Raw genomic sequence first — 22,438 nt, 5'->3', positions numbered from 1 at the left:
TATTATTACTCATGAAATATCCCCCCTGTTCCCTATTATTATGGAACAAGAGCTCACTTTTCATTACGGGAATTATTGTCACCCGTCCTATAATGATGGAGTAAACCATTAATTTCACCGCCAAGTAAAATTACCCATCCAGTTAAGTAAAACCATAACATTAAAATAATAATACCACCGAGACCACCATATGTATTGGCGTAATTCGCAAACTTATCTACATAATAAGCAAATGAGTACGATACCACAATCCATCCTACAGTAGCAAATGTTGCTCCTGAAATGACTTCTCTTCTTTTTAATTTTCGATCTGGTGCAAATGTATATAAAAAACTAAACAATGCAAATAACACGAAGAAACTCGCTACTAAACGCGTAATACTCCACACGTAAGAAAAACTATCCGATAAACCAATTGCTTTAAATACAGCTGCCCCAATGACTTGTCCAAACACTGGAACAATTAGTGCAAACACAATCATAAAAATAATCGCTAATGTAAATACAATTGATAACGCCCTCGTTTTAATAAAAGAACGTGTTTCTGTTACATCATACGCACGGTTAAAAGCATTCATCACCGCATTTACACCATTTGAAGCAAACCATAGCATTGATAATAAACCAAATGATAATAAACCACCATTTTGCTCATTTACAACTTTATCCACGTTTACTTCAATCAAAGACATTGCATCTTCAGGTACGTACGGTTCTAATAAGTTGAGCACACTTTCTGTTTGAAGGTCAATGAATCCAAGAAGCGTAATTAAGAAAACAAGCCCAGGAAAAATCGCAAGCAAGAAGAAATAAGCGAGCTGTGCTGCCAAGCCCGCTACATCATCGCGCATCGTTCGGTCATATAAATCTTTACCAAACGAATAAGTACGATTTCTTCTCACCTTTTCTAAAATTTTTCTCATATATGGTTAAACGCTTTTCTTCTCTTCTTTATCTTGCTTCAACTCAATGTACGCTTCAGTTTTTTTTCCCTCTACATTGGAGTCTTTCATAAATAGTTCACGCGCTTCTTTCATACCGCCATCTTCAGCAACTACCGGCTCTTCTTCTGCTTTCAGTTCATCTACTTTTGGAGAAACAGCTTGAATTTCAATCGTTTCTGGCTTCTCTGCTGGCTCAACCTTTTTCTTACTAAAAATTTCTTTCGTTTCTTTTAACGTCTCTACAACAGACGGCGTCAATTTTTTAATTTCTGCTACTTTTGCTTTCACTACATTTAAATCAGCAAGTTCGCGTCCTTTATCTGTAACAGTTTGCACTTTTTCTTTGATTTTTGCATTTTCACCAATTTCAATCATCTTTGTTTTTGCTTTTTCTGCAGTATTTTTTACTTTTTCACGGTTTTCTTTCTTCAACATAGATACAGCTACACCTGCAGCTACACCAATCGCAATGTTTCGAGCAATATTATTTTTCTTTGCCATATTCCTTCACCCTTTCATTTCTTATGTTAGAAAGTATTTCTTTCTAAGCTTCCTCATATTCCTTGTTCTTTTCGAATGAAAGCTAATAGCTTTGCACACCCTTCTGTTACAAGGTCATATACTTCTTGGAAATTCCCTGTATAGTAAGGGTCGGGAACGTCTGTCCAGCCACCGTCTGGAACAAAATCGGACAGCCTACCAATATAGCCTCCAGTTTTACCTAAACTTTTTAAATCTGCTATATTCTTGTTGTCCATGGCAATAATATAATCAAACTTTGTTAAGTCTTCTTTTTCTACTTGCCTTGCTTTAATTCCTTCAAAAGTAACTGCATTTTCTTTTAAAATTTTTTGTGTTCCTTTATGTGGCGGATGGCCAACATGCCAATCTCCAGTTCCTGCAGAATCAATGACAATTTTCTCTTCGAGTCCCTCTTTTACGACAAGATCTCGAAAAATCGCTTCTGCCATCGGAGAACGGCAAATGTTCCCAAGACAAACAAACAATACTTGAACCATATTTTTGTTTCTTCCTTTCTTGGTGCATTTCTTTATATATACTTATAGTATAAACAACCAATTAGTGAATATAAAGGAAATCCCTACTAATTTAATAGGATTGAAAAGATTCATTAACGAAAATGATAAAAAATGTTAAGATAGCCTTATGTTATTTTAAAGGGGGACACTTCGGTGGATTTATCCGTAAAGTCAGAAGAAAACGTTGAATATATGGTTGAAGCTATTAAAGAAAAATTACGTATGGTTAATGCTGGAGCGATGAGAGCTGCTAGCTTTAATGAAGAAATGTACGAAGACTTACGTGACATTTATGAGCATGTTATGAAACGTGAAACATTCAGCATTAGTGAAATGCAAGCTATTACAGAAGAATTAGGTACATTAATTAAAAAGTAAAGGAGCCTCGTTTATGAGGCTCTTTTTTACTTCCAACAAATTCATGACAACTCTTCTCTTTCCCTCAATCAACTGTAAAATATTGTACAATAGAAGTAGAACCTCACCTTAGATTTTTTCTCCATACATACTACTCACAAATAATAGCAACACTACCATTGCTAACTGTTTTTACTGGAGGTGCTTACTTATGAGCAATTGGTACAGTAAGACGAAAGATCAAACATTAATCGACCTAGAAACAAACGAACAACACGGTTTAACAGAAGAAATTGTAAATGGACGTTTAAAGCAATACGGTTCTAATGAATTAGCTACAAAACAAAAACGCACTTTATGGCAGCGTATTTTCGCCCAAATTAATGACGTCCTCGTATATGTCCTTATTATTGCTGCCCTTATTTCAGCCTTTGTAGGTGAATGGGCTGATGCAAGTATTATTGCGCTCGTTGTAGTTTTAAATGCTGTTATCGGTGTCGTCCAAGAATCGAAAGCAGAACAAGCTTTAGAGGCATTGAAAAAGATGGCGACACCTAAAGCTATCGTCAAGCGAGATGGTGAACTAAAAGAAATTCCATCTGAGCACGTCGTTCCAGGTGATATCGTTATGCTCGACGCCGGACGATATATCCCATGCGATTTACGCCTGATCGAAACCGCAAATTTAAAAGTTGAAGAATCTGCTCTAACTGGTGAATCTGTCCCTGTTGATAAAGATGCAATCTACCACCCTTCCATGCAAAGTGATGAACAAGTACCACTCGGTGATCAAAAGAATATGGCCTTTATGTCTACTCTTGTTACATATGGACGAGGCGTTGGTGTTGCTGTTGAAACTGGAATGAACTCACAAATTGGTAAGATTGCTACCTTGTTACATGAAGCAGACGATGATATGACACCACTTCAAAAAAGCTTAGCACAAGTCGGAAAGTATTTAGGCTTTGTTGCTGTAGCTATTTGTATCGTGATGTTTCTCATCGGCTTTTTACAAGGACGAGATACACTAGAAATGTTTATGACTGCAATTAGTTTAGCCGTTGCAGCTATTCCAGAAGGTTTGCCAGCTATCGTTTCCATCGTTCTTGCAATTGGTGTGCAGCGTATGATTAAACAAAATGTTATCATTCGGAAACTACCAGCTGTTGAAGCTCTCGGTTCTGTCACAATTATTTGTTCAGATAAAACAGGTACGTTAACACAAAATAAAATGACCGTTACTCACTTTTATAGTGATAACACATACGATCAATTAGAAAATTTAAACGTAAATAATGATGTGCAACGTCTATTGTTAGAAAATATGGTGCTATGTAATGATGCATCTTACAATAATGACTCACAAACGGGAGACCCGACTGAAATTGCTCTTCTCGTTGCCGGGAGCACCTTTAATATGCAAAAAGATCATTTAGAAAAAATACATGAACGTGTAAATGAGCTACCTTTTGATTCAGATCGTAAAATGATGTCAACCGTGCATACATATGATGAAAGCTACTATAGCATGACGAAAGGTGCTATCGATAAACTCTTACCTCGATGTACCCACATATTTAAAAACGGTAAAATCGAGGTTCTAACAGATGCTGATAAAGATCAAATATTAGAAGCCGCTGGGTCAATGTCTCAAGAAGCTTTAAGAGTACTTTCATTCGCATTTAAACAATACAATTCAAACGATGTGGATATAGATCATCTCGAAGAAAATCTCATCTTTATTGGTCTTGTCGGTATGATTGATCCACCGCGAACTGAAGTAAAAGATTCAATTACAGAATGTAAAAAAGCCGGTATTCGCACAGTTATGATTACTGGTGACCATAAAGATACCGCCTTTGCAATTGCTAAAGAACTTGGCATCGCTGAAGAAATATCTGAAATTATGATTGGAACTGAATTAGACAACATTTCAGATACAGAACTAGCAAACAAAATTGATCGCTTACATGTATTCGCTAGAGTCTCTCCAGAACATAAAGTAAAGATCGTAAAAGCATTACGTGCAAAAGGCAATATCGTTTCTATGACTGGTGATGGCGTCAATGACGCTCCATCTTTAAAACAAGCAGATGTTGGCGTAGCGATGGGCATTACAGGAACAGATGTTGCAAAAGGGGCAGCGGATGTCGTATTAACAGATGATAATTTCTCATCTATCGTGAAAGCTGTTGAGGAAGGTAGAAACATTTATCGTAACATAAAAAAATCAATTCTCTTCCTACTCTCTTGTAACTTCGGAGAAATTATCACTTTATTTTTAGCCATTTTACTCGGCTGGGCAACACCACTACGACCTATTCACATTTTGTGGGTGAATTTAATTACAGATACGCTGCCTGCATTATCACTTGGGGTTGATCCTGAAGATCCTGATGTGATGAAGGAAAAACCACGACATGCGAAAGAAAGCTTATTTAGTGGTAGCGTTCCTTTCCTTATTTTCAATGGGGTTGTCATTGGCCTTTTGACGCTAATAGCCTTTATCGCCGGAGCAAAGTTCTATACTGGAGATACACATCTATTCCCTCTTTTCCCAGAGCAAATTGATGAGGATGCTTTATTACACGCTCAAACGATGGCATTTGTCGTTCTTAGTTTTTCTCAGCTCGTTCATTCATTTAACTTGCGTTCAAGAACGAAATCGATCTTTTCAATTGGGATTTTTACAAATAAATATTTAGTCTTCTCCCTTCTTATCGGTGTTCTTATGCAAGTTTGTATCATCTCCATTCCGCCCCTTGCAAATATATTCGGTGTGCATGCATTAACGATGCGAGATTGGGGATTTGTTCTCTTATTAAGTATCATTCCGCTTGTTGTGAATGAAATCATTAAATTAGTGAAGAAAAACTAAAAGGCAATGAGGACTATTTCTCATTGCCTTTTCGTTTACCCCACTGATTAAAGTTTCACTTTATCCTTGTAATTCTTTTTTAATGTTCTCTGTTAATGTAGCCATACGTTTGCGGCTTTCTTCACGCTCACGTTTATTTTGTTCTTCAATTTGTTGTGTTTCTTGCATACCTCTTGAAATAATGTTCCAAGTTTCCTCAAGTGTTTCCATCTTAATACTAGAAGAACCTGATAACCTCGCTACTTCCACACTTTGCGTCGCGATATTTTGTGCATTTTTCTTAAGTAATTCATTTGTACGGCGATCCAGTTCAGCCATAGAATCTGCAACAAGCTTTTGACGCTTCGCATTTACCGCTTGAATGATACCATTTTTAAAGATAGGGATCGTTGTAATAAATGCTGTATTGATTTTACCAATTAATTTATTATTACCACGTTGAATCATACGAATTTGTGGTGCTGTAAGTAACGCAACCATACGTGCTTTTTCTAAATCATCAATACGCTGTTCTAAAATTTCAACAGAGTTTTTAAGCGACTCTAATTCAATACCTGCTAATTGATCATTATTACGTACACGCTCTTCATACATCGGAACTAACTCTGTATTTAAACGCTCTAATAACATTTCTCCTGCTACTACGTATTTTTCTAAGTCTAAATAATATTTTAAGTTTTGCTCATATAAACCATCTAACGTACCAATTGATTTTTTCATTTCATCTTGATACTTTGTAATTTCCACATACACTTTATCAATTTCACGGCCCATCGTTTGATATTTGCTAAAGATTTGTTCAATCATTTTATCCGCTTTTTTGAACATACGTGAGAAGAAACCGCTTTTCTCTTCCGCAAAGTCTTTGCTATCGAATCGGTCCATAATTTTACCAAGCTGTTTTAATAATTCACCAGAATCTTCTATCTTTGATAATGACATTGTATGTAAAATTTGATCAGCAAAACGTGAAATTTCCATAGAAGGTTCTTTTCCAAGTTCAATTAATTCTAATTGATCTTTAATATCTACCGCATTATAAATACGTTGTACATCCGCATCTTGTCTAAGTTGCAAGCGAACATCTTGTGCTGTTTGCTCATTTAATTCTGTTTTCGAATCTAGTACGACTGGGTTATTCATATGGTATTCTCCCTTTCCTTATAAAAATGGACGAAATAGTCCTTTTATTGTTTGTGATAAATTTTTATAGGCTGATGAACCATGAAACTCAAGATCGAAATTAACTTCTTCAAGCCAATGTGAATCAAATGCCCCCGCTTCAATATATGGTTCAATATCGTTTCTTCCCGTTGGATTGAAATGGAATACATCTACTCCAATTTGATTTAAAAATAGTAATAAAACAGCATCAGAACGAGTTAACTCTCCACTCTTCTCATTATTAAATATAACAATTTTCGGTACATCTTGTGAATAATCAAATTTCTCAAGCTGTTCTAAAATATTCGGTGGTATTTGAGAAAGTTGCGCGAAAACATATAGCGCTACATCTTGTTTCGTCTCTTTTGCAATTGGTTTACACATTTCGCTTTCACACGTATGGATAATCGCTTCTGCAATACCATGTTGTAATCCTTCTGGCAATCGTTTATGTGGCCACCAATGACTGTTCATAATTAAATCTGGATGCAATTTTCCCCCGCGGTCTAATGCATCTCGATAATGGTATTGGAAATTTGCTTTTTGTTCTTTCGTAAACGGAAATGTATTAATTAATAAACTGTTATCAAATGATGTAACAGCCTTTAATCGTTGAAAATACTCTTTATCATTCTTTGAAACACCTGATATTTTCGCAAATAAAGAAGGGATATAAATGTGTTTATTTTCAACAAAGAATGTCGGGCGTACAAACGCCTTTTCTTTCGTAATTAAAAAGAGTTCATCATATGTTGTTTTTAATGTACGAGCTACAGGCGTATAGGAACGGAATTGCCACGGCTTGTACAGCAGTGAATTATCGTGGTGAAGTACTTGCTCAATTTCTTTTGAAGCTTGATACGCTACTGTTGCAACACGCTCACGGCGGCGATCTGGAAATGGTTCAAGAGCAATACGGCCTGGATGAGACATAATAAATGTCCTTCCCTCTTCATCGACATTCTCAAATCCATCTTTTCCTTCTGGGTGATAATAAAGTACATCGCAGCCGAGCATAATAAGAAAGTATAAGAAATATATACGGCTTTCCTGTGCATCACCGTACCAAACAATACGCGGCATTTGTTTCTTATAGTTAATCGTAGAGAACCACTTCGCTACGTAATTTTCGCTTAATTTAATCATGTCGATTAAGAAACGACGGAAGCCTTCTGTCTTTAAAGATTGATTATGTTGTTTCTCATATAATTTCAATACAGAAATAAATGTCGTATGTATATAATGTTGTAAATCAGGATTATCTACTTTCGGCAAAAGTTGTTTCCCAGATAAGTGTGCCACTAGCCTATTTACTGTTAGACCATTTGGTGCTTCTTGATGTAATCCGAACACTTCTTGAATATGACGAAGTTTTTCCGAATCGATTACTTTATTTAAATTTTGTTCATGTAAAACTTCAATTCCTTTCGCTTCACTATAATCAAATAGTTCATTGAAATATTCATCTACATCATTAGGAACGCCAAGGATTCGACATGCTATATAACTAAATTTCATCTCATTCTCTGTCAGCTCATATTGTGGACGTTTTTCTAAAAGCGTTTCAAATTGCTTTAAATCTGATTCATCTTTTAATGCATATGGTTGAAGTGTAAAACGTGAAAACACAACAGTTCACCTCCAAAAACATTTACTTTTTCTAAGTCTTTCTTCTATTATAAACTATTTCTGTCTATAAAAAATGGGCGCTCGTAAAACGAGCAAACCCATTTCAATTATTTATTGTCTTCTTTAGTAGCTGCAACTTCTTCTTTAGCTTGTCCAGAATTCTTCATGTAGTGAAGTATAAATGTTGCTCCAAATGCTACAACTAAAATAATGAAGAACACTGTATGGCTTATTTCAATATGAATGACAGACAATAACATTTTTGCTGCGATAATTAAGATTAAAATATATGCTGTCGTTTCAAGTTCTGGAATACGCTCTAACAATTTTAAGAATACACCAGCGATACCGCGCATCATTAAAATACCGAGCATTCCACCTAATAATAGAATCCAAACTTCATTTGATACACCAAATGCAGCAAGTACGCTATCTACAGAGAATGCGATATCCATTAATTCAACCATCGCAACTGTTCCCCAGAAGACACCAAACATTCTGAAGAGAACACTGTTTTGGTTCATACCATGAGCTTCCTCTTCTTCTGCATTACCTTTTCGTTTATCAATAAAGTATTTAACTGAAAGCCATGCTAAGTAAAGTGCACCTAACACTTTTACCCATGCTAATTTAATTAAGAACATTCCAATTCCAATTGCGATAAATCGAAATACATAAGCTCCAATAAGTCCATAGAATAATGCTTTTTTACGTTTTTCTTCCGGAAGGTGTTTTACCATTACCGCTAATACAAGTGCGTTATCAGCAGATAACAATCCTTCAAGTACAACAAGTGTACCTATTAATCCCCAAGATACTGGATCCTGCAACACTTTAATCCACATGTCCAAGTCGAAAAATTGAGCATACGTATCAAGGATTCCTTGCAAAATACTCATCTTACCTATATCCCCTATTCTTTGCTAGATTTATAGAAAGGTCAAAAAAAGGAAACGAATATCGTTTCCTTCCTATGCATCCAAGCCATACGCTCTTACAAGCGCACCTAAGCCACCTTGGAATCCACTTCCTACTGCATTAAACTTCCACTGTCCATTATGACGGTATAATTCACAAAAGACAACTGCTGTTTCGATGGAGAAATCTTCCCCTAAATCAAAACGAAGAACTTCTTCATTCGTTTCTTCATTTGCTAAACGAACGAAAGCATTTCCTACTTGTCCAAAGTTTTGACTACGGCCTTCCGCATCATAAATCGTAACTGTAATAGCAATTTTGTGCACATCTGCTGGAACTTTCTTTAAGTCCACAACAAGTTGTTCATCATCGCCTTCACCTTCACCTGTACGGTTATCACCTGTATGTAGAACAGATCCACAAGGAGACTGTAAATTATTATAGAAGATAAAATCAGTTTCCTTCGTACATTTTCCGTTCGCGTCTAATAGAAAGGCAGATGCATCTAAATCGAAATCTGATCCACCATCATAAGATTTAATATCCCAACCAAGACCAATTACTGCTTTTGTTAAGCCAGGGCTTGTTTTACCTAAATCGATTTTCTGTCCTTTTTGTAACTGAATGGCCATGTATATTCACCTCTATATTTTAATCTTTAAAAACATATCCATTAGTAAATATATACTTACTAATGGATAGTTAAATCTATTACTCTACATCTAAACCGAAATTGTTACATAGAGACGCTAATCCACCTTGGAATCCACTTCCGATTGCATTGAACTTCCAGTCACCTGCATGGCGGTATAGTTCACCTACTACAACAGCTGTTTCAATAGAGAAATCTTCTCCTAAATCGTAACGAATTAACTCTGCATTCTTTTCTTCATCTAAAATACGTACGAAAGAGTTAGAAACTTGACCAAAGTTTTGGCTACGACCTTCTCCATCGTAAATTGTAATTGTGAAACAAATACGTTCGATATGTGCAGGTACATTTTTCAAATCTACTTTGATAGATTCATCATCGCCTTCACCTTCGCCAGTTCGGTTATCTCCTAAATGTTCTACAGCACCATTCGCACCTTTTGGGTTATTATAGAAAACAAAATCTTCTGCTCCTGAAACTTTACCGTTAGCACCTACTAAAAAGATACTAACATCTAAATCAAAATCAGCTTGTCCATCATAACGATTTGTATCCCAACCAAGTCCTACAAGAACTTTTGAAAGACCTGGATTCGTTTTTGTTAAGTCTACCTTTTGTCCTTTTTTCAATGAAATTGATGCCATATACAATTCCTCCTCGGTTTATATTATTGATAACGTGATACAATCTCACTTAAGTTTTTATCTTGTGTTCCTTCTCCAACAGCTGAAAACTTCCATTCACTTCCGTGGCGATACATTTCACCTGCAATTAGAGTCGTTTTGCCAGCATAATTATCCGATAAATTATAGCGTGCGAATTCTTCGCCAGTTTGCGGGTTTTGAATACGAATATATGCATTACGAATCATCCCGAAATCTTGACGACGATTTACACAGTCATAAATATTTACAACGAATACTAAACGATTAATACGGCTCGGAACTTTATGTAATTCTACGAAAATTGTTTCGTCATCACCAGCGCCTTCGCCTGTTAAATTATCTCCTGAATGAATAATACTACCACAAGTAGAAAGCTTGTTTCCGAAGTAAACTAAATCGTTTTTGTTTAAAAAACGATCTTCTTCTAACATAACAACTGATGCATCACAATCTACATTTGGTTTACTTCCAAATAATGAAGACAGAAACCCACCTGATTGCCCAATTGGATCCCAGCCTAAGCCAACCTGTAGTTTTGCTACTTTGGGTTGTCCTTTCGTTAAATCGATCTTTTGACCTTTTTCTAAAATAATAGGCATGCAGTTTCTTCCTTTCTACAAAGCATTTTCCAATACGGAAAATATTGTATTCTCCTCTTATATTGTAGCATTATTTACCTAGTGATAAAAAGGATAAATTCTCAGTTATATGAAAACATTCATATAATTTACTTATGATGATGTAAGAAGTGGTAAATAGCACCAATCATTCCTGCACAATTACCGTTTTGTGCAAGTTCAATCTCACAATTATTATAAATCTCTTTTTGTAAATATTTTTCTACCTCTTCTTTTACTTCTTTTAAGAACTGATTTCCTCTATCAGTAATTCCGCCACCTATAACAATCATTTCTGGATTGAAAATATAAGCAAGGTTACTAATTCCAATCGCTAAATGTTTAAAGAATACCTCAACTGCTTGCGTAACTTCCCTATCTCCTTTATCATACAGTTCGAAAATCGTTTTCCCATTCCAATCACCTTCTCCTTTATATTTTCGGACAAGATGAATTAACCCTGAAATGGAAGCGACCTCTTCAAACGGCTTTCCTTCTATTAACATATTTCCCCATTCACCAGCACTAAACGAATGCCCTCTATATAACTCTCCATCTATAAAAATTGCTCCTCCAATACCAGTTCCAAGGGTGAACATAATAAAATTTCCTTTCTCTCTTCCACTACCATTCCACTTTTCTCCAAACGCTGCACAATTCACATCATTATCAATGGATACAGGAACTTTTAATACCTCTTGCAATCTATTCATAATAGGAATCATACTATAGCCCGGAATATGATCCACACCTCCCATCACCACCCCTTTATTAACGTCAACAATTCCCGCCGTACTAATACCAATTCCCCAAACCTTATGTTCCCCCATTAATTTTTTTGATAAAAGAATGAGTTTTTGAATGATTTGTTCTCCGCCCAAATGAATTTCTGTTAGAACTGTTTTATGCTTTAGTACTGTTCCTGTTTCTGAAACAATTCCATATTTAATATGTGTACCACCAATATCAAATGCAATATACTCTTTCATCTGCTGTCACTTCCTCTACTGTAATGTGTGTGAAATTCCCACTACTCTACTATTATAAAGAATTTACACTAACTCTTTTCTCTCTTTAGAAATACACCACCTTTTTCTATATATAGATTTTTTTGTATAAAACTCTTTTTCCTATGAAATATTACAAAGGGATGTATTTTAGATGGAATATTAATTTTTCAGGAGGAAATCAATGACGAAAATTTTTATTTTAGCATCAACTCTTTCTTTATCTTTTTTTAGTGGTTTAAATATTGGTAATGCAGCAACAGAAAGCTTCTCTCCAGTAACAAATGCGATTGTACAAAATAACGATCATTTCGCAGAAGGTAACTCAAAAGATAATAATAAACCACCAGGAAACGGTGGTTCTCAGGACGATAGTGGTTCTGGTGGCAATGGTTCTGGTGGCAATGGTTCTGATGGCAACGGCTCTGGTGGCAATGGCTCTAGCGGTAGCGGTTCTGGTGGCAATGGTTCCGGCGGTAGCGGTTCTGATGGCAGTGGTTCTGGTGGCAATGGTTCCGGCGGTAGTGGTTCTGATGGCAGTGGTTCTGGTGGCAACGGCTCTGGTGGCAATGGTTCCGGCGGTAACGGTTCTGGTGGCAATGGTTCTGGTGGCAATGGCTCTAGCGGTAACGGTTCTGATGGCAATGGTTCTGGTGGCAATGGTTCCGGCGGTAACGGTTCTGGTGGCAATGGCTCTAGCGGTAGCGGTTCTGATGGCAGTGGTTCTGGTGGCAATGGTTCCGGCGGTAGCGGTTCTGATGGCAGTGGTTCCGGCGGTAATGGTTCTGGTGGCAACGGCTCTGGCGACAACAGCTCTGGCGGCAATGGCTCTGGCGACAACGGCTCTGGCGACAACGGCTCTGGCGGCAATGGCTCTGGCGGCAATGGCTCTGGCGACAACGGCTCTGGCGGCAACGGTTCTGGCGGCAATGGCTCTGGCGGCAATGGCTCTGGTGGCAATGGCTCTAGCGGCAATCGTGGTAAAGGCGATAGCAGTTCTCAAGGGGGAAATGACTCTCATGGAGGTAACCGTGGTAAAGGCGATAGCAGTTCTCAAGGAGGAAATGGCCCTCAAGGTGGCAATAGTTCCAAAGGTGGTAACGTAAAAGATAACGCGAAAAAACAAGGCGATAAGTTACCGAATACTGCAACACATTATCCTGCATCTATTTTAATGGGACTTTCAACATTCCTAATTGGTATGTTACTATTCATTCGCCGTAAAAACGCAAAATAAAAACATATCCTTCCATCTTAAAAATACATGAAACAAATTGTAAAACTAAAAAGGACTTTGGATTGCATTTTATTATGCAGCCTAAAGTCCTTTTCATCCTTCCTATCCAAAAGAGCATTAATACGCTTTTCCCCAATACACCATTTGTTTCGCTTCTTTACCACAACAAATACATTCGTCAGCTAAATGCTCTTGCTCAAAAGGCATACAGCGAGAAGATACTCCGACTTCTTCTTTTAATTTCTCTTCACAAGCTAGTTCCCCGCACCACATCGCCTTAATAAATCCTTGCTTTTCATCAGCTAATTTTTTCATCTCTTCAAACTTCGTCACACTATACGTATTTTCATCACGAAATACTTTTGCTTTATTAAATAAAGAGTTATGAATTTCCTCAAGTAGTGCTGGAATGCGTTCTTCTAATTGATCCATTGATATAAACTCTTTTTCTTTCGTATCTCTTCTTACGAGTACAACTTGATTCTTTTCAATATCTTTAGGACCAACTTCTAATCGAATTGGAATACCTTTCATTTCATACTCATTAAATTTCCAACCTGGTGTTTTATTACTAGCATCTATTTTTACTCGTGCAACCTTTTGAATATGTCCTTGTAACTCTAGCGCTTTCGCCAAAACTCCTTCTTTATGCTGAGCAATCGGTACAATAACAACTTGCACTGGTGCAACTTTAGGAGGCATTACAAGCCCATTATTATCACTATGAACCATAATCAGTCCACCTATCATTCTCGTTGATACGCCCCAAGATGTTTGGTGTACATATTGCCACTTACCGGTACGATCTAAAAATTTAATATCAAATGCTTCAGAGAAATTCGTTCCAAAGTTATGGGATGTTCCTGTTTGAAGTGCTTTCCCATCATGCATTAAGCTTTCAATCGTATAAGTTGCCTTTGCTCCCGCAAATTTTTCTTTTTCTGTTTTTTGTCCTTTAATTACCGGTATCGCTAAATAGTCTTCACAGAAAGAAGCATATAGATTTAAAATATTTAATGTTTCAGCTTGAGATTCTTCTGCTGTTTCATGAATTGTATGACCCTCTTGCCATAAGAATTCCGTTGTGCGAAGAAATGGCCTCGTTGTCTTTTCCCAACGAACTACTGAACACCACTGATTATATAACTTTGGCAAATCATTATAGGATTGCACAATTTTTGAAAAGTGCTCACAGAATAAAGTTTCAGATGTAGGGCGTATACAAAGTCTTTCTGCTAACTTTTCATTCCCGCCATGTGTCACCCATGCTACTTCAGGAGCAAATCCTTCTACATGATCCTTCTCTTTTTGTAATAAGCTCTCTGGGATAAACATTGGCATATACACATTTTCATGACCGGTTGCTTTTAACTTCTCATCCATAACTTTCTGCATATTTTCCCATAAGGCATAGCCGTACGGGCGTAGAATCATACATCCTTTTACACTTGAATAATCAACAAGTTCTGCTTTTTTTACAATATCTGTGTACCACTGTGCAAAGTCCTCTTCCATCTTCGTAATCGCTTGTACTTGTTCTTTTGCCATAGTCAGTCTTCCTCCTTCTAGAAAATACAAAAAAGCCCGCGTCCCTAAATAGGGACCGAGCTTTGCCGGCGTTACCACCCTGATTCATGCACAAAATTGTGCATGCTCTCTTTTTGATAACGGGAAATTCCCGCTGCATATGCAGAACGCAAAGGTAGGTTCCATGTTGTCTTTTTAAGAATCTTTCAGCCTGACGGATTCTCTCTCTGCTAAAAAGGTTGAACATATACTAGTCCTTTTTCATCGTTATAACAAAATAAATTTGTTGAATATCATAATATAAATTTCACTTCAAAACAAGAGTGAATTTTCTTATTTTTATATATTCTTTTCATTTTTTACAGTTTTATACGTAGCTTTTTCGTGATATTTTTAAAAGTTGATGTGCAATCATACCAATAAGTGTACCAAGTAGGACGAAGAAACCAATAAACCCATACCCCATTCCTTCCCATCCACCAATAACCATCATTGTAACAGGAAAGGATGCTAAACAAAGAAGTATTAGACTAAGTGCAAATATAATATCGAACTGCTTGTCTGGAAACCGTTTCTTTAGTAAATACGAAATAGCAAATACAAGGATAATCGTGATTCCGCCAATGATGTAAAATATACCAAATCCATCTAACCAGTCCATACCATTCCCTCCTTCCATAGATTCCCTTATACTTATTATATGTTCAACTTTTCTGAAAATAAATAATAAATTTTATTTAAAAACATATTTTTATTACTAGGTATTAATAGTAGTATATAGTAATAGGTTTTATATAATTAGGAGGATTACTTTATGGATAAAGCATTAACGAATCGTGTCATCATTTTATCATTCGACTGTTTATCAGCTTTAGATTTTCCTATACTACAAAAATTACCTCACTTCCAATCTCTAATCAAAAAGGGTACGGTTGTCGAAAAAGTAGAACCAATTTATCCTTCTGTAACATACCCAAGTCACTCAACAATCGTAACTGGTAATTACCCTAATAAACATGGTGTTGTTAGCAATACGTTACTTCAACCTGGACGTGAATCACCCGATTGGCATTGGTACCGAAAATCAATACAAGGAACAACGTTATATGATGAAGCACATAAAGCAAATTTAATGACAGCTGCCCTTCTATGGCCTGTTACCGGCAGAGCAAATATTGATTACAATTTACCAGAAATCTTTCCAAATAGACCGTGGCAAAATCAAGTTTTAGTTTCATTATTTAGCGGTAGCCCGCTATATCAATTAGATTTAAATCGTCGTTTCGGCCATATACGAAATGGAGTGTCACAACCTGAACTCGATGATTTCGTACTTGCTTCTGCTGTGCATACAATCCAGACGAAAAAGCCTAATGTCATGTTTGTACATTTCACCGATTTAGACACCCAAAGACACTATCACGGCTTTGAATCAAAAGAAACAATAGCCGCAATTCATAGACATGATGAGCGACTAGGGAAAATTATTCAAGCTTTAAAAGACAGTGGACTATACGAAGAGAGCACTATTATCGCTCTTGGTGATCATAGCGCTTTAAGTGAAAACAAAGCCATTCAATTAAATGTACTATTTCATCAAAAAGGGCTTATCTCTATAAATTCAAAAGGAAAATTAGTAGACTGGAATGCTTATTGCCAAAGTTGCGATGGGTCCGCCTATGTATATGTGAAAGACAAAAACGATACCGATACAATTCGAGAAGTACAACTACTCCTTGAAGAACTGCTTCAAAATAAACAAAACGGTATTGAATTTATACTTCATGATGAGGATGCGAAGGAATGCGGTGCAGATGGCAATTGTTTATTTATGTTGGAAGCACGAGAAGGGTATTATTTCACTGAAAACTATACAGGAGATTTTATAAAAGAAATTACTGAAAAAGATGTTACGCCTAGTAAAAAATATACATTTGGTACGCATGGATACTCTCCAACAAAACCTAACTATGAAACAATTTTTATAGCTGCTGGGAAAGGAATAAAAAGCGGCATTACCATACCGTATATGAGACTTATTGATGAAGGCCCAACTATCGCTAGACTACTCGGTTTACACTTAGGTGAAACAGACGGATCAATTGTAGAGGATTTACTCCAATTGTAAAGAACTGTGTATATATGTAAAAGTTATGTAAAATTCATCATTGTTTCTCTTTTTATAATTTTTATTTTTGTACACTGTTAGTAGAACAAATTTGAGGGGGAACATTATATGAAAAAAATGTCCAGACAAGAAAAAAGCTGGATATTATACGATTGGGCGAACTCCGTATATTCGCTCGTCATTACAACCGCATTATTCCCAATTTACTTTAAAGCAGCTGCAAAAGAAGCTGGGTTATCTGGTGCAACTTCAACAGCATATTGGGGATATGCAAACTCGTTCGCAACACTTTTAATTTCTATACTTGCTCCTATTCTCGGCACAGTTGCTGATTATAAAGGATTTAAAAAACGATTTTTCACATTCTTCTTTGGACTCGGTATCGTATTTACAAGTATGCTAGCAGTCGTTCCAACATCTCAGTGGTACTTATTACTAGGATGCTATATGCTCGCATTAGTCGGTTTTGCTGGAGCAAACATTTTTTATGATGCATTTTTAGTAGATGTCACTTCTGAAGATAGAATGGATCGAATTTCTACAAGAGGTTTCGCTTTAGGCTATATTGGGAGTACTATTCCATTTATCGGTTGTATTGCTCTTATCATTCTTGCTCAAAAAGGAACTATCCCTTTATCAGTCGGCATTGCTAGTCAAATTTCATTTGCGATCACAGCTCTTTGGTGGGGATTATTTACAATTCCAATGCTAAAAAACGTAGAACAAACGCACTATATTGAACGTCACCCAAGACCAATTACAATGAGCTTCAAACGCCTTGCTGATACTTTTAAAAATATTAAAGAATATAAAACGGTCTTTATGTTCTTAATTGCTTACTTTTTCTATATTGATGGGGTCGATACAATTATTACTATGTCCACCGCTTACGGAACAGACCTCGGTATTAGTGCAACAAATCTATTAATCATATTATTCGTCACACAAATTGTAGCTTGTCCATTCGCTTTATTGTACGGAAAACTATCGGAGACATTTACCGGTAAAAAAATGCTATATGTCGGTATTATTATTTACATCATTATCTGCATATATGCTTATTTCTTAAAAACGACACTCGATTTCTGGATTTTAGCAATGTTAGTTGCTACTTCTCAGGGCGGGATTCAAGCACTTAGTCGTTCCTATTTTGCAAAACTAGTACCTAAAGAATCTGCAAATGAATTTTTTGGATTTTATAATATATTTGGCAAATTTGCCGCGATTACGGGTCCAGTATTAGTCGGTGTTACAACGCAATTAACAGGAAAAACAAATGCTGGTGTTCTTAGTATTATTGTGTTGTTTATTATCGGTGGATTTTTATTAACTAAGGTCCCTGAAAATAATACATCTGTTACACCACCTAATCCGAAAACTAAAACGCTATAAGAAAAAGATCCTCTTCTTGCAAGAAGAGGATCTTTTTTATCTATAACGTCTTACAATTAAAAACTCAACAGCCGGCTTTACAACTATCGCAGCACATAACGCAAACAATAACGGTATGTTATGAAAATCAATCCATCTATTAAACCCTACCGATGCGAAAAACAAGCCAAAAATTAATACAACGAGTACATAATATGTAACATTGGCACTTGTTTTTAATACATGTTTTTCTAAATCATCTTTCTCCTCAGTATCCCCTTCGACGCTATGTGATGCCAAACTTTTAAATAGATAATGTAACGCGATGCTACAAATAAATAGTGCATACCAGTTTACTTGAAGTTCAGTTAACCAATAGTAAAGTGCATACACTAACGTACCTATAGCAACTAATATAGTAACGAAAAGGCTTATCTTTTCTTTCCCCAACAACTACTCCCCCTACTGCTTGTACAAAAATAGTTTATCAACAGTTGTTCCTAATACTTCCGCTAAACGAAAAGCTAACGCTAAGCTTGGATCATATTTATTATTCTCAATTGCATTTATCGTTTGTCTAGAAACCTTACATTTATCAGCTAATGCGCCTTGTGAAATATTATTTTCAGTGCGTAATTCATAGATTTGATTTTTCACACCATTTCTCCTAACCTGTAAAATCGTTTTTACATCATCAGTATATAATTGGCTCATATAGTTGTCAAAAGTTCGCCAAAGAAAAAGGGAGCACTTCTGCTCCCTTACAATAGTTATTTCGACGCTAACGAATTTGTTAGTTCCTCTTTATTAGTGACATCTTCTTTCTTTATTTGCATGCGTAGAACTGGCCCTATTGCTAATAAAATAAGTGCCATTGCTATACAAAACACAATAACTAGTGATGTCATTTCCTTTAATCCTCCAGCTAAAGCAGTACCAATTAGCATAGCTCCCATAAACAGCGGTAAAATCGTCCCATTTACTCTTCCAACCATATTTTCTGATACAAGTTGAATCATAAGCGTACCGACAACGATATTAACACAGGCTAAACAAATACCTGTTCCAAATCTCATGAAACTAGTAATCCAAAATGATGTAGATAGCCCTTCTACTAAAAATGACATCGCTAATATGCCCATACCGAATACGAACATTTTTTTCGGGTTCACTTTTGAAGCGAAAATCGCAGCAACAATACCACCAATTAACATACCTATTCCATCAGCTGCAGCTAAATATTGAACTGCTTCCTTTTCCATTCCAAGGCGTTCTATTACAAGAAACACTTCTAATGGCGTTGTTAATCCAACAGCTAAGCCTATAATGGTGAAAGTAATTGTAATCATACGTAAATTTTTCGTATGAAGAACGTATTTCCACCCTTCTTTTATATCATTTTTTAATGAATCTCTCGCCACTTGCTCTTGTTCAACCCATTTCGGTAAAAATGAAAGAGCGATAGCAGATAACAAAAATAAAATGATTAAGCTATATAGTGACGTAAATAAACCAAGTTGTGTATACACAAGTGATCCTACCACTGGTCCAAAAATCATAAATAATGACTGTAATGTTTGGTTAAATGCAATCGCATTCGCTACCTGTTCTTCCTTTACGTAGCGCTTAAATATACGCGAAGATGATGGCTGAGAGAACTGGCCTACAATCGCGGAAATGAGTGTTGCAAAAAATATAGCCTGCCAATAATCCAGTTTTAACAACAGGACAATTCCTATAATAGACATTACACTTAATACATCTCCAGCGACCATTGTTCTTTTCGGATTCCAGCGATCAGCTAGCGCACCACCGATAAATGAGAAAATAAAAATAGGTGCATATTCCATAACCGATAACAATGAAACGGAAACTGGATCATTATTCGTTCGCTCCATTATGAAATATAGAAGGGCCATATTTCTGATCCAAATTGCAAATTGTTGTAAAATATCAGACGCCATAACGAGCATAAATGCTCGGTTTTTAAATAAAGCGTTCATTTTCATTCCCCTTTCATAAACCGACCGTTCGGTCTAATTTATTTTATAGAAAAGCAACTGACTTATTATTCAGCTGCCATTCCTTTTAACAATACATCTATTGCCTTTTTATAAATACGTTTCAACTCTTTATAATCTAACTCGTAGTAAAGTACTCCAAGCCCTGATAATAATCCATGCACAATATACATAAGATCGCGCGTATTATCTTCACGAAACTCTCCAGACTGTATGCCTGCTTCAATTAGTTTCTCAAACATAACATATGATTCTCTAGTTAAAGTTAATAGTTCATCCAAAATCTCTTTACTTACAACTTGGCTCATAGAGAATTCCTCTATTGCATTTGAAATTGGTTGCTGTATGTCCTCTACATGATATTCCGCGAGACCATATAATTTTTCAGTATTCGTACTATACGACTTCTCTTTTTCATTCCATTTTTCAAGCCAATCATACGTATGCTGTTTTACCACAAATAAAAATAATTCTTCTTTACTTTTAAAGTGATAATAAATACTTCCTTTACTTCGTTCTGTAATTTCACAAATCTCTTCCATAGATGTAGCTGCATAGCCCTTCTGTGAAAACAGACTTTCTGCTTTATATGCAATTTCTTTCTTTATCTCTTCTGCACTTCTTCTCATATTCACACCTCTTTAAACCGACCGTTCAGTCTAATAATAACAAATTAAAAACCTCTATTACAAGAGGCTATATTCCTTATTTAAGAAAACATACTCTCAAACCACGTTCGAATCATGTGTATAATTCCAATTTTAACTCCTAATTTAACAAGAAATACGCCTCCCGCAGCTAATAAAAATAACATTACTTTCCCCTTGTTTTTCACTTTCGGCTCCCTTTTCATTTCCATTCCCCTTAGTATATTAAAAATATTTAAACAAACGTTTGTTTAACTGTTTTTATGCATATGTAAGCCAACTAATTAAACGTTTGTTTAAAAAGAAATACGCCTATATAAGGCGCATTTTCATCAATCACCGCCACCTCCGCCACCATCGCAGCTGCCTCCGCTATCTCCACCAGAAGACCCTCCACAATCATGTGAACCTCCATGCGAGCTATCATTATCAGATCCCGCAAAGAAAAACAATGGTGATGAGTTGTTAGATGAGTTATGAATGTTATTTTGTTTTGTAAGATTTACCTTCTTTTTGTTTGATCGAACTGCTGTTAAGATTGTTACAACTACAACAAATAATAGTATGAAAATAATAAATTCCATATAAAAGCCTCCCTTATTCCTCGAATAATTGAATGGTTCTCTCTAGATTTTCAAGCGAAATGAAGCGCGATTCACGAAGAATCTCTTTTCCATTATGAAATAATAAAATTGTCGGTCCAGTAAATACTGCATATCGCCCTGCAACCTCTTGCATGTCTTGCAGTAATATCTCTATTTTCTCTACGTAATCATAATTCTCTAATACGTAATTTACTTTCCTTAACATGACATCACAAACACCACAATTTTCCGTTTTAATAAACAGAAGTACTAATTGTTGTTCTTCAATATATGTTACTAATTCTTCTATTGTTTCAAAGTTTTTCATCTTATCCCTCTTAACGTAGTTTATGAAATACTTTATCTTGATACATACGAAATGCTGAACTATCTTTAATCTTTCTTTTTTCCATTACTTGCTGAAAACGTAGCGTTTTTGCCGTTAACTCTTCTTTTAATTTTTTTCTCTCTTCTTCATCATAACAGCAAGCAATTAAATCCTCTATTTTTAATATATCTTTTTGCAGTTCCATTTCTGGTGGAATCATGCCCGCGTTTTTTAAAATTTTATAACTCATTCTAAGTTCTGGAGGTACCATTGAAAGGTCTTCTAATTGTAGTGGTTTTCCTTTTCCCGGAATATGATCAAGGTCTCCATTCCGTATTGCTTGTCGAATTTTTTCTTCGGCAATATTCAAAAACACATCCACATTACTCCCTCCCTTACATATTTTTACTATTATTTTACATGAAATTTCATTATCTTGCTACGCTATTACAAATTGACCTCATACAATTCTTTCTCAAATTTAACTCCAAGAAGCCCTTTCCTCTCTAATCGATATTTTATTTTCATGTGTAATCTGTATTAGAGCCATTTCATATTGAGAAAGTCTTTTCGAATTCAATAAAGCGTTTACACCAAATCTTACATTTGCTACGATTTAATCAGCTTCAGCTCCTTGTATAGACTTCGTGATGTCTGATCATTTTTATCTAGATTCATTTTGATTTATTGGCGCATGCCTTTAAATATATCTTTTATTTTGAAA

At 35.9% G+C, this 22,438-nt stretch carries 25 protein-coding genes and 1 other annotated feature; of the genes, 5 read left to right on the top strand and 20 right to left on the bottom strand.

The genetic code is table 11. The features are described 5' to 3' along the window. Positions 1-53: 53 nt before the first annotated feature. The 3 genes from PSR14_RS02730 to PSR14_RS02720 are packed head-to-tail and all read right to left on the bottom strand — an operon-like array spanning position 54 to position 1,963. Positions 54-923, bottom strand: coding sequence for a YihY/virulence factor BrkB family protein (locus PSR14_RS02730; RefSeq protein ID WP_001226530.1), 870 nt, complete (start codon positions 921-923; stop codon positions 54-56). A 6-nt stretch (positions 924-929) separates the two neighbouring features. After that, positions 930-1,445, bottom strand: a complete 516-nt coding sequence (locus tag PSR14_RS02725; RefSeq protein WP_071708889.1) for a DUF4075 domain-containing protein — start codon at positions 1,443-1,445, stop codon at positions 930-932. 53 nt (positions 1,446-1,498) lie between these two features. After that, positions 1,499-1,963, bottom strand: a complete 465-nt coding sequence (locus PSR14_RS02720) for a low molecular weight protein-tyrosine-phosphatase (RefSeq protein WP_000250909.1) — start codon at positions 1,961-1,963, stop codon at positions 1,499-1,501. A 174-nt stretch (positions 1,964-2,137) separates the two neighbouring features. On the opposite strand from PSR14_RS02720, the gene PSR14_RS02715 reads away from it, so the two are divergent. Together PSR14_RS02715 and PSR14_RS02710 are read left to right on the top strand one after the other, a co-directional pair. Further along, positions 2,138-2,362 carry a DUF1128 domain-containing protein gene (locus tag PSR14_RS02715; RefSeq protein ID WP_000366197.1) on the top strand — a complete coding sequence of 75 codons (225 nt, stop codon included), beginning with the start codon at positions 2,138-2,140 and terminating at the stop codon, positions 2,360-2,362. A 190-nt stretch (positions 2,363-2,552) separates the two neighbouring features. Next, positions 2,553-5,219 carry a cation-translocating P-type ATPase gene (locus PSR14_RS02710; RefSeq protein WP_000073719.1) on the top strand — a complete coding sequence of 889 codons (2,667 nt, stop codon included), beginning with the start codon at positions 2,553-2,555 and terminating at the stop codon, positions 5,217-5,219. Between the two features lie 60 nt (positions 5,220-5,279). On the opposite strand, the gene PSR14_RS02705 is transcribed toward PSR14_RS02710, so the two are convergent. The 7 genes from PSR14_RS02705 to PSR14_RS02675 all read right to left on the bottom strand — a co-directional run bounded on the left by PSR14_RS02705 (position 5,280) and on the right by PSR14_RS02675 (position 11,853). Then, on the bottom strand, positions 5,280-6,362 hold the full coding sequence (locus PSR14_RS02705; protein WP_001064413.1) for a toxic anion resistance protein: 1,083 nt from the start codon (positions 6,360-6,362) through the stop codon (positions 5,280-5,282). An 18-nt stretch (positions 6,363-6,380) separates the two neighbouring features. Next, the gene (locus PSR14_RS02700) at positions 6,381-8,012 is read right to left on the bottom strand and encodes a YceG family protein (RefSeq protein WP_000492873.1); all 1,632 of its coding nucleotides are present in this window, start codon (positions 8,010-8,012) and stop codon (positions 6,381-6,383) included. A gap of 107 nt (positions 8,013-8,119) precedes the next feature. After that, a complete protein-coding gene (locus tag PSR14_RS02695; protein WP_000025699.1) occupies positions 8,120-8,911 on the bottom strand; it encodes a TerC family protein in 792 nt (263 codons plus the stop codon). A gap of 72 nt (positions 8,912-8,983) precedes the next feature. Then, positions 8,984-9,562 (bottom strand): TerD family protein, encoded by a 579-nt coding sequence (locus PSR14_RS02690; RefSeq protein ID WP_001007533.1) that lies wholly within the window; start codon positions 9,560-9,562, stop codon positions 8,984-8,986. A gap of 79 nt (positions 9,563-9,641) precedes the next feature. Then, positions 9,642-10,226, bottom strand: a complete 585-nt coding sequence (locus tag PSR14_RS02685; protein ID WP_000146722.1) for a TerD family protein — start codon at positions 10,224-10,226, stop codon at positions 9,642-9,644. A gap of 23 nt (positions 10,227-10,249) precedes the next feature. Further along, positions 10,250-10,846 (bottom strand): TerD family protein, encoded by a 597-nt coding sequence (locus tag PSR14_RS02680; RefSeq protein WP_001121580.1) that lies wholly within the window; start codon positions 10,844-10,846, stop codon positions 10,250-10,252. 128 nt (positions 10,847-10,974) lie between these two features. Continuing rightward, positions 10,975-11,853 (bottom strand): ROK family protein, encoded by an 879-nt coding sequence (locus PSR14_RS02675; protein WP_000666103.1) that lies wholly within the window; start codon positions 11,851-11,853, stop codon positions 10,975-10,977. Positions 11,854-12,055: 202 nt separating this feature from the next. Here PSR14_RS02675 and PSR14_RS02670 point away from each other — a divergent pair, with 202 nt between their 5' ends. After that, positions 12,056-13,108 (top strand): LPXTG cell wall anchor domain-containing protein, encoded by a 1,053-nt coding sequence (locus PSR14_RS02670; protein WP_098487538.1) that lies wholly within the window; start codon positions 12,056-12,058, stop codon positions 13,106-13,108. Positions 13,109-13,225: 117 nt separating this feature from the next. Here PSR14_RS02670 and proS read toward each other — a convergent pair whose 3' ends face one another. Continuing rightward, entirely contained in the window at positions 13,226-14,656 is a 1,431-nt protein-coding gene (gene proS / locus PSR14_RS02665; protein ID WP_001040964.1) for a proline--tRNA ligase, read from the bottom strand. A gap of 47 nt (positions 14,657-14,703) precedes the next feature. Then, positions 14,704-14,909: a binding site (T-box leader), on the bottom strand. A gap of 93 nt (positions 14,910-15,002) precedes the next feature. Beyond that, positions 15,003-15,296, bottom strand: coding sequence for a YesK-like family protein (locus PSR14_RS02660; RefSeq protein ID WP_000383851.1), 294 nt, complete (start codon positions 15,294-15,296; stop codon positions 15,003-15,005). Between the two features lie 153 nt (positions 15,297-15,449). On the opposite strand from PSR14_RS02660, the gene PSR14_RS02655 reads away from it, so the two are divergent. Both PSR14_RS02655 and PSR14_RS02650 read left to right on the top strand, forming a co-directional pair. Next, positions 15,450-16,763: an ectonucleotide pyrophosphatase/phosphodiesterase gene (locus PSR14_RS02655; RefSeq protein ID WP_098487537.1), complete on the top strand. Its 1,314-nt coding sequence runs from the start codon at positions 15,450-15,452 to the stop codon at positions 16,761-16,763. Positions 16,764-16,871: 108 nt separating this feature from the next. Then, positions 16,872-18,155: an MFS transporter gene (locus PSR14_RS02650; RefSeq protein WP_098487536.1), complete on the top strand. Its 1,284-nt coding sequence runs from the start codon at positions 16,872-16,874 to the stop codon at positions 18,153-18,155. Between the two features lie 36 nt (positions 18,156-18,191). Here the strand turns inward: PSR14_RS02650 and PSR14_RS02645 are convergent, their stop codons facing one another. The 8 genes from PSR14_RS02645 to PSR14_RS02610 all read right to left on the bottom strand — a co-directional run bounded on the left by PSR14_RS02645 (position 18,192) and on the right by PSR14_RS02610 (position 22,096). Continuing rightward, entirely contained in the window at positions 18,192-18,584 is a 393-nt protein-coding gene (locus tag PSR14_RS02645) for a hypothetical protein (protein WP_000514010.1), read from the bottom strand. Positions 18,585-18,596: 12 nt separating this feature from the next. Beyond that, positions 18,597-18,848 carry a helix-turn-helix transcriptional regulator gene (locus PSR14_RS02640; RefSeq protein ID WP_001996603.1) on the bottom strand — a complete coding sequence of 84 codons (252 nt, stop codon included), beginning with the start codon at positions 18,846-18,848 and terminating at the stop codon, positions 18,597-18,599. A 56-nt stretch (positions 18,849-18,904) separates the two neighbouring features. Further along, complete coding sequence (locus PSR14_RS02635) at positions 18,905-20,137, bottom strand: MFS transporter (RefSeq protein WP_046199038.1); 1,233 nt, start codon at positions 20,135-20,137, stop codon at positions 18,905-18,907. Between the two features lie 65 nt (positions 20,138-20,202). After that, positions 20,203-20,784 carry a TetR/AcrR family transcriptional regulator gene (locus PSR14_RS02630; RefSeq protein ID WP_098487535.1) on the bottom strand — a complete coding sequence of 194 codons (582 nt, stop codon included), beginning with the start codon at positions 20,782-20,784 and terminating at the stop codon, positions 20,203-20,205. An 80-nt stretch (positions 20,785-20,864) separates the two neighbouring features. Further along, positions 20,865-21,008: a hypothetical protein gene (locus PSR14_RS02625; protein WP_000817978.1), complete on the bottom strand. Its 144-nt coding sequence runs from the start codon at positions 21,006-21,008 to the stop codon at positions 20,865-20,867. Between the two features lie 126 nt (positions 21,009-21,134). Beyond that, the gene (locus tag PSR14_RS02620; protein ID WP_000394355.1) at positions 21,135-21,386 is read right to left on the bottom strand and encodes a hypothetical protein; all 252 of its coding nucleotides are present in this window, start codon (positions 21,384-21,386) and stop codon (positions 21,135-21,137) included. A 13-nt stretch (positions 21,387-21,399) separates the two neighbouring features. Then, entirely contained in the window at positions 21,400-21,714 is a 315-nt protein-coding gene (locus PSR14_RS02615; protein WP_000787596.1) for a thioredoxin family protein, read from the bottom strand. A gap of 10 nt (positions 21,715-21,724) precedes the next feature. After that, positions 21,725-22,096 (bottom strand): DUF1992 domain-containing protein, encoded by a 372-nt coding sequence (locus tag PSR14_RS02610; RefSeq protein WP_000382354.1) that lies wholly within the window; start codon positions 22,094-22,096, stop codon positions 21,725-21,727. Positions 22,097-22,438: the final 342 nt, after the last annotated feature.

The organism is Bacillus sp. A01H (assembly GCF_045277205.1).
Taxonomy (GTDB): Bacteria; Bacillota; Bacilli; order Bacillales; family Bacillaceae_G; genus Bacillus_A; species Bacillus_A paranthracis.
The sequence above is the reverse complement of the archived record's forward strand: the minus strand, read 5'-3'. Positions and strand labels throughout refer to the sequence as shown.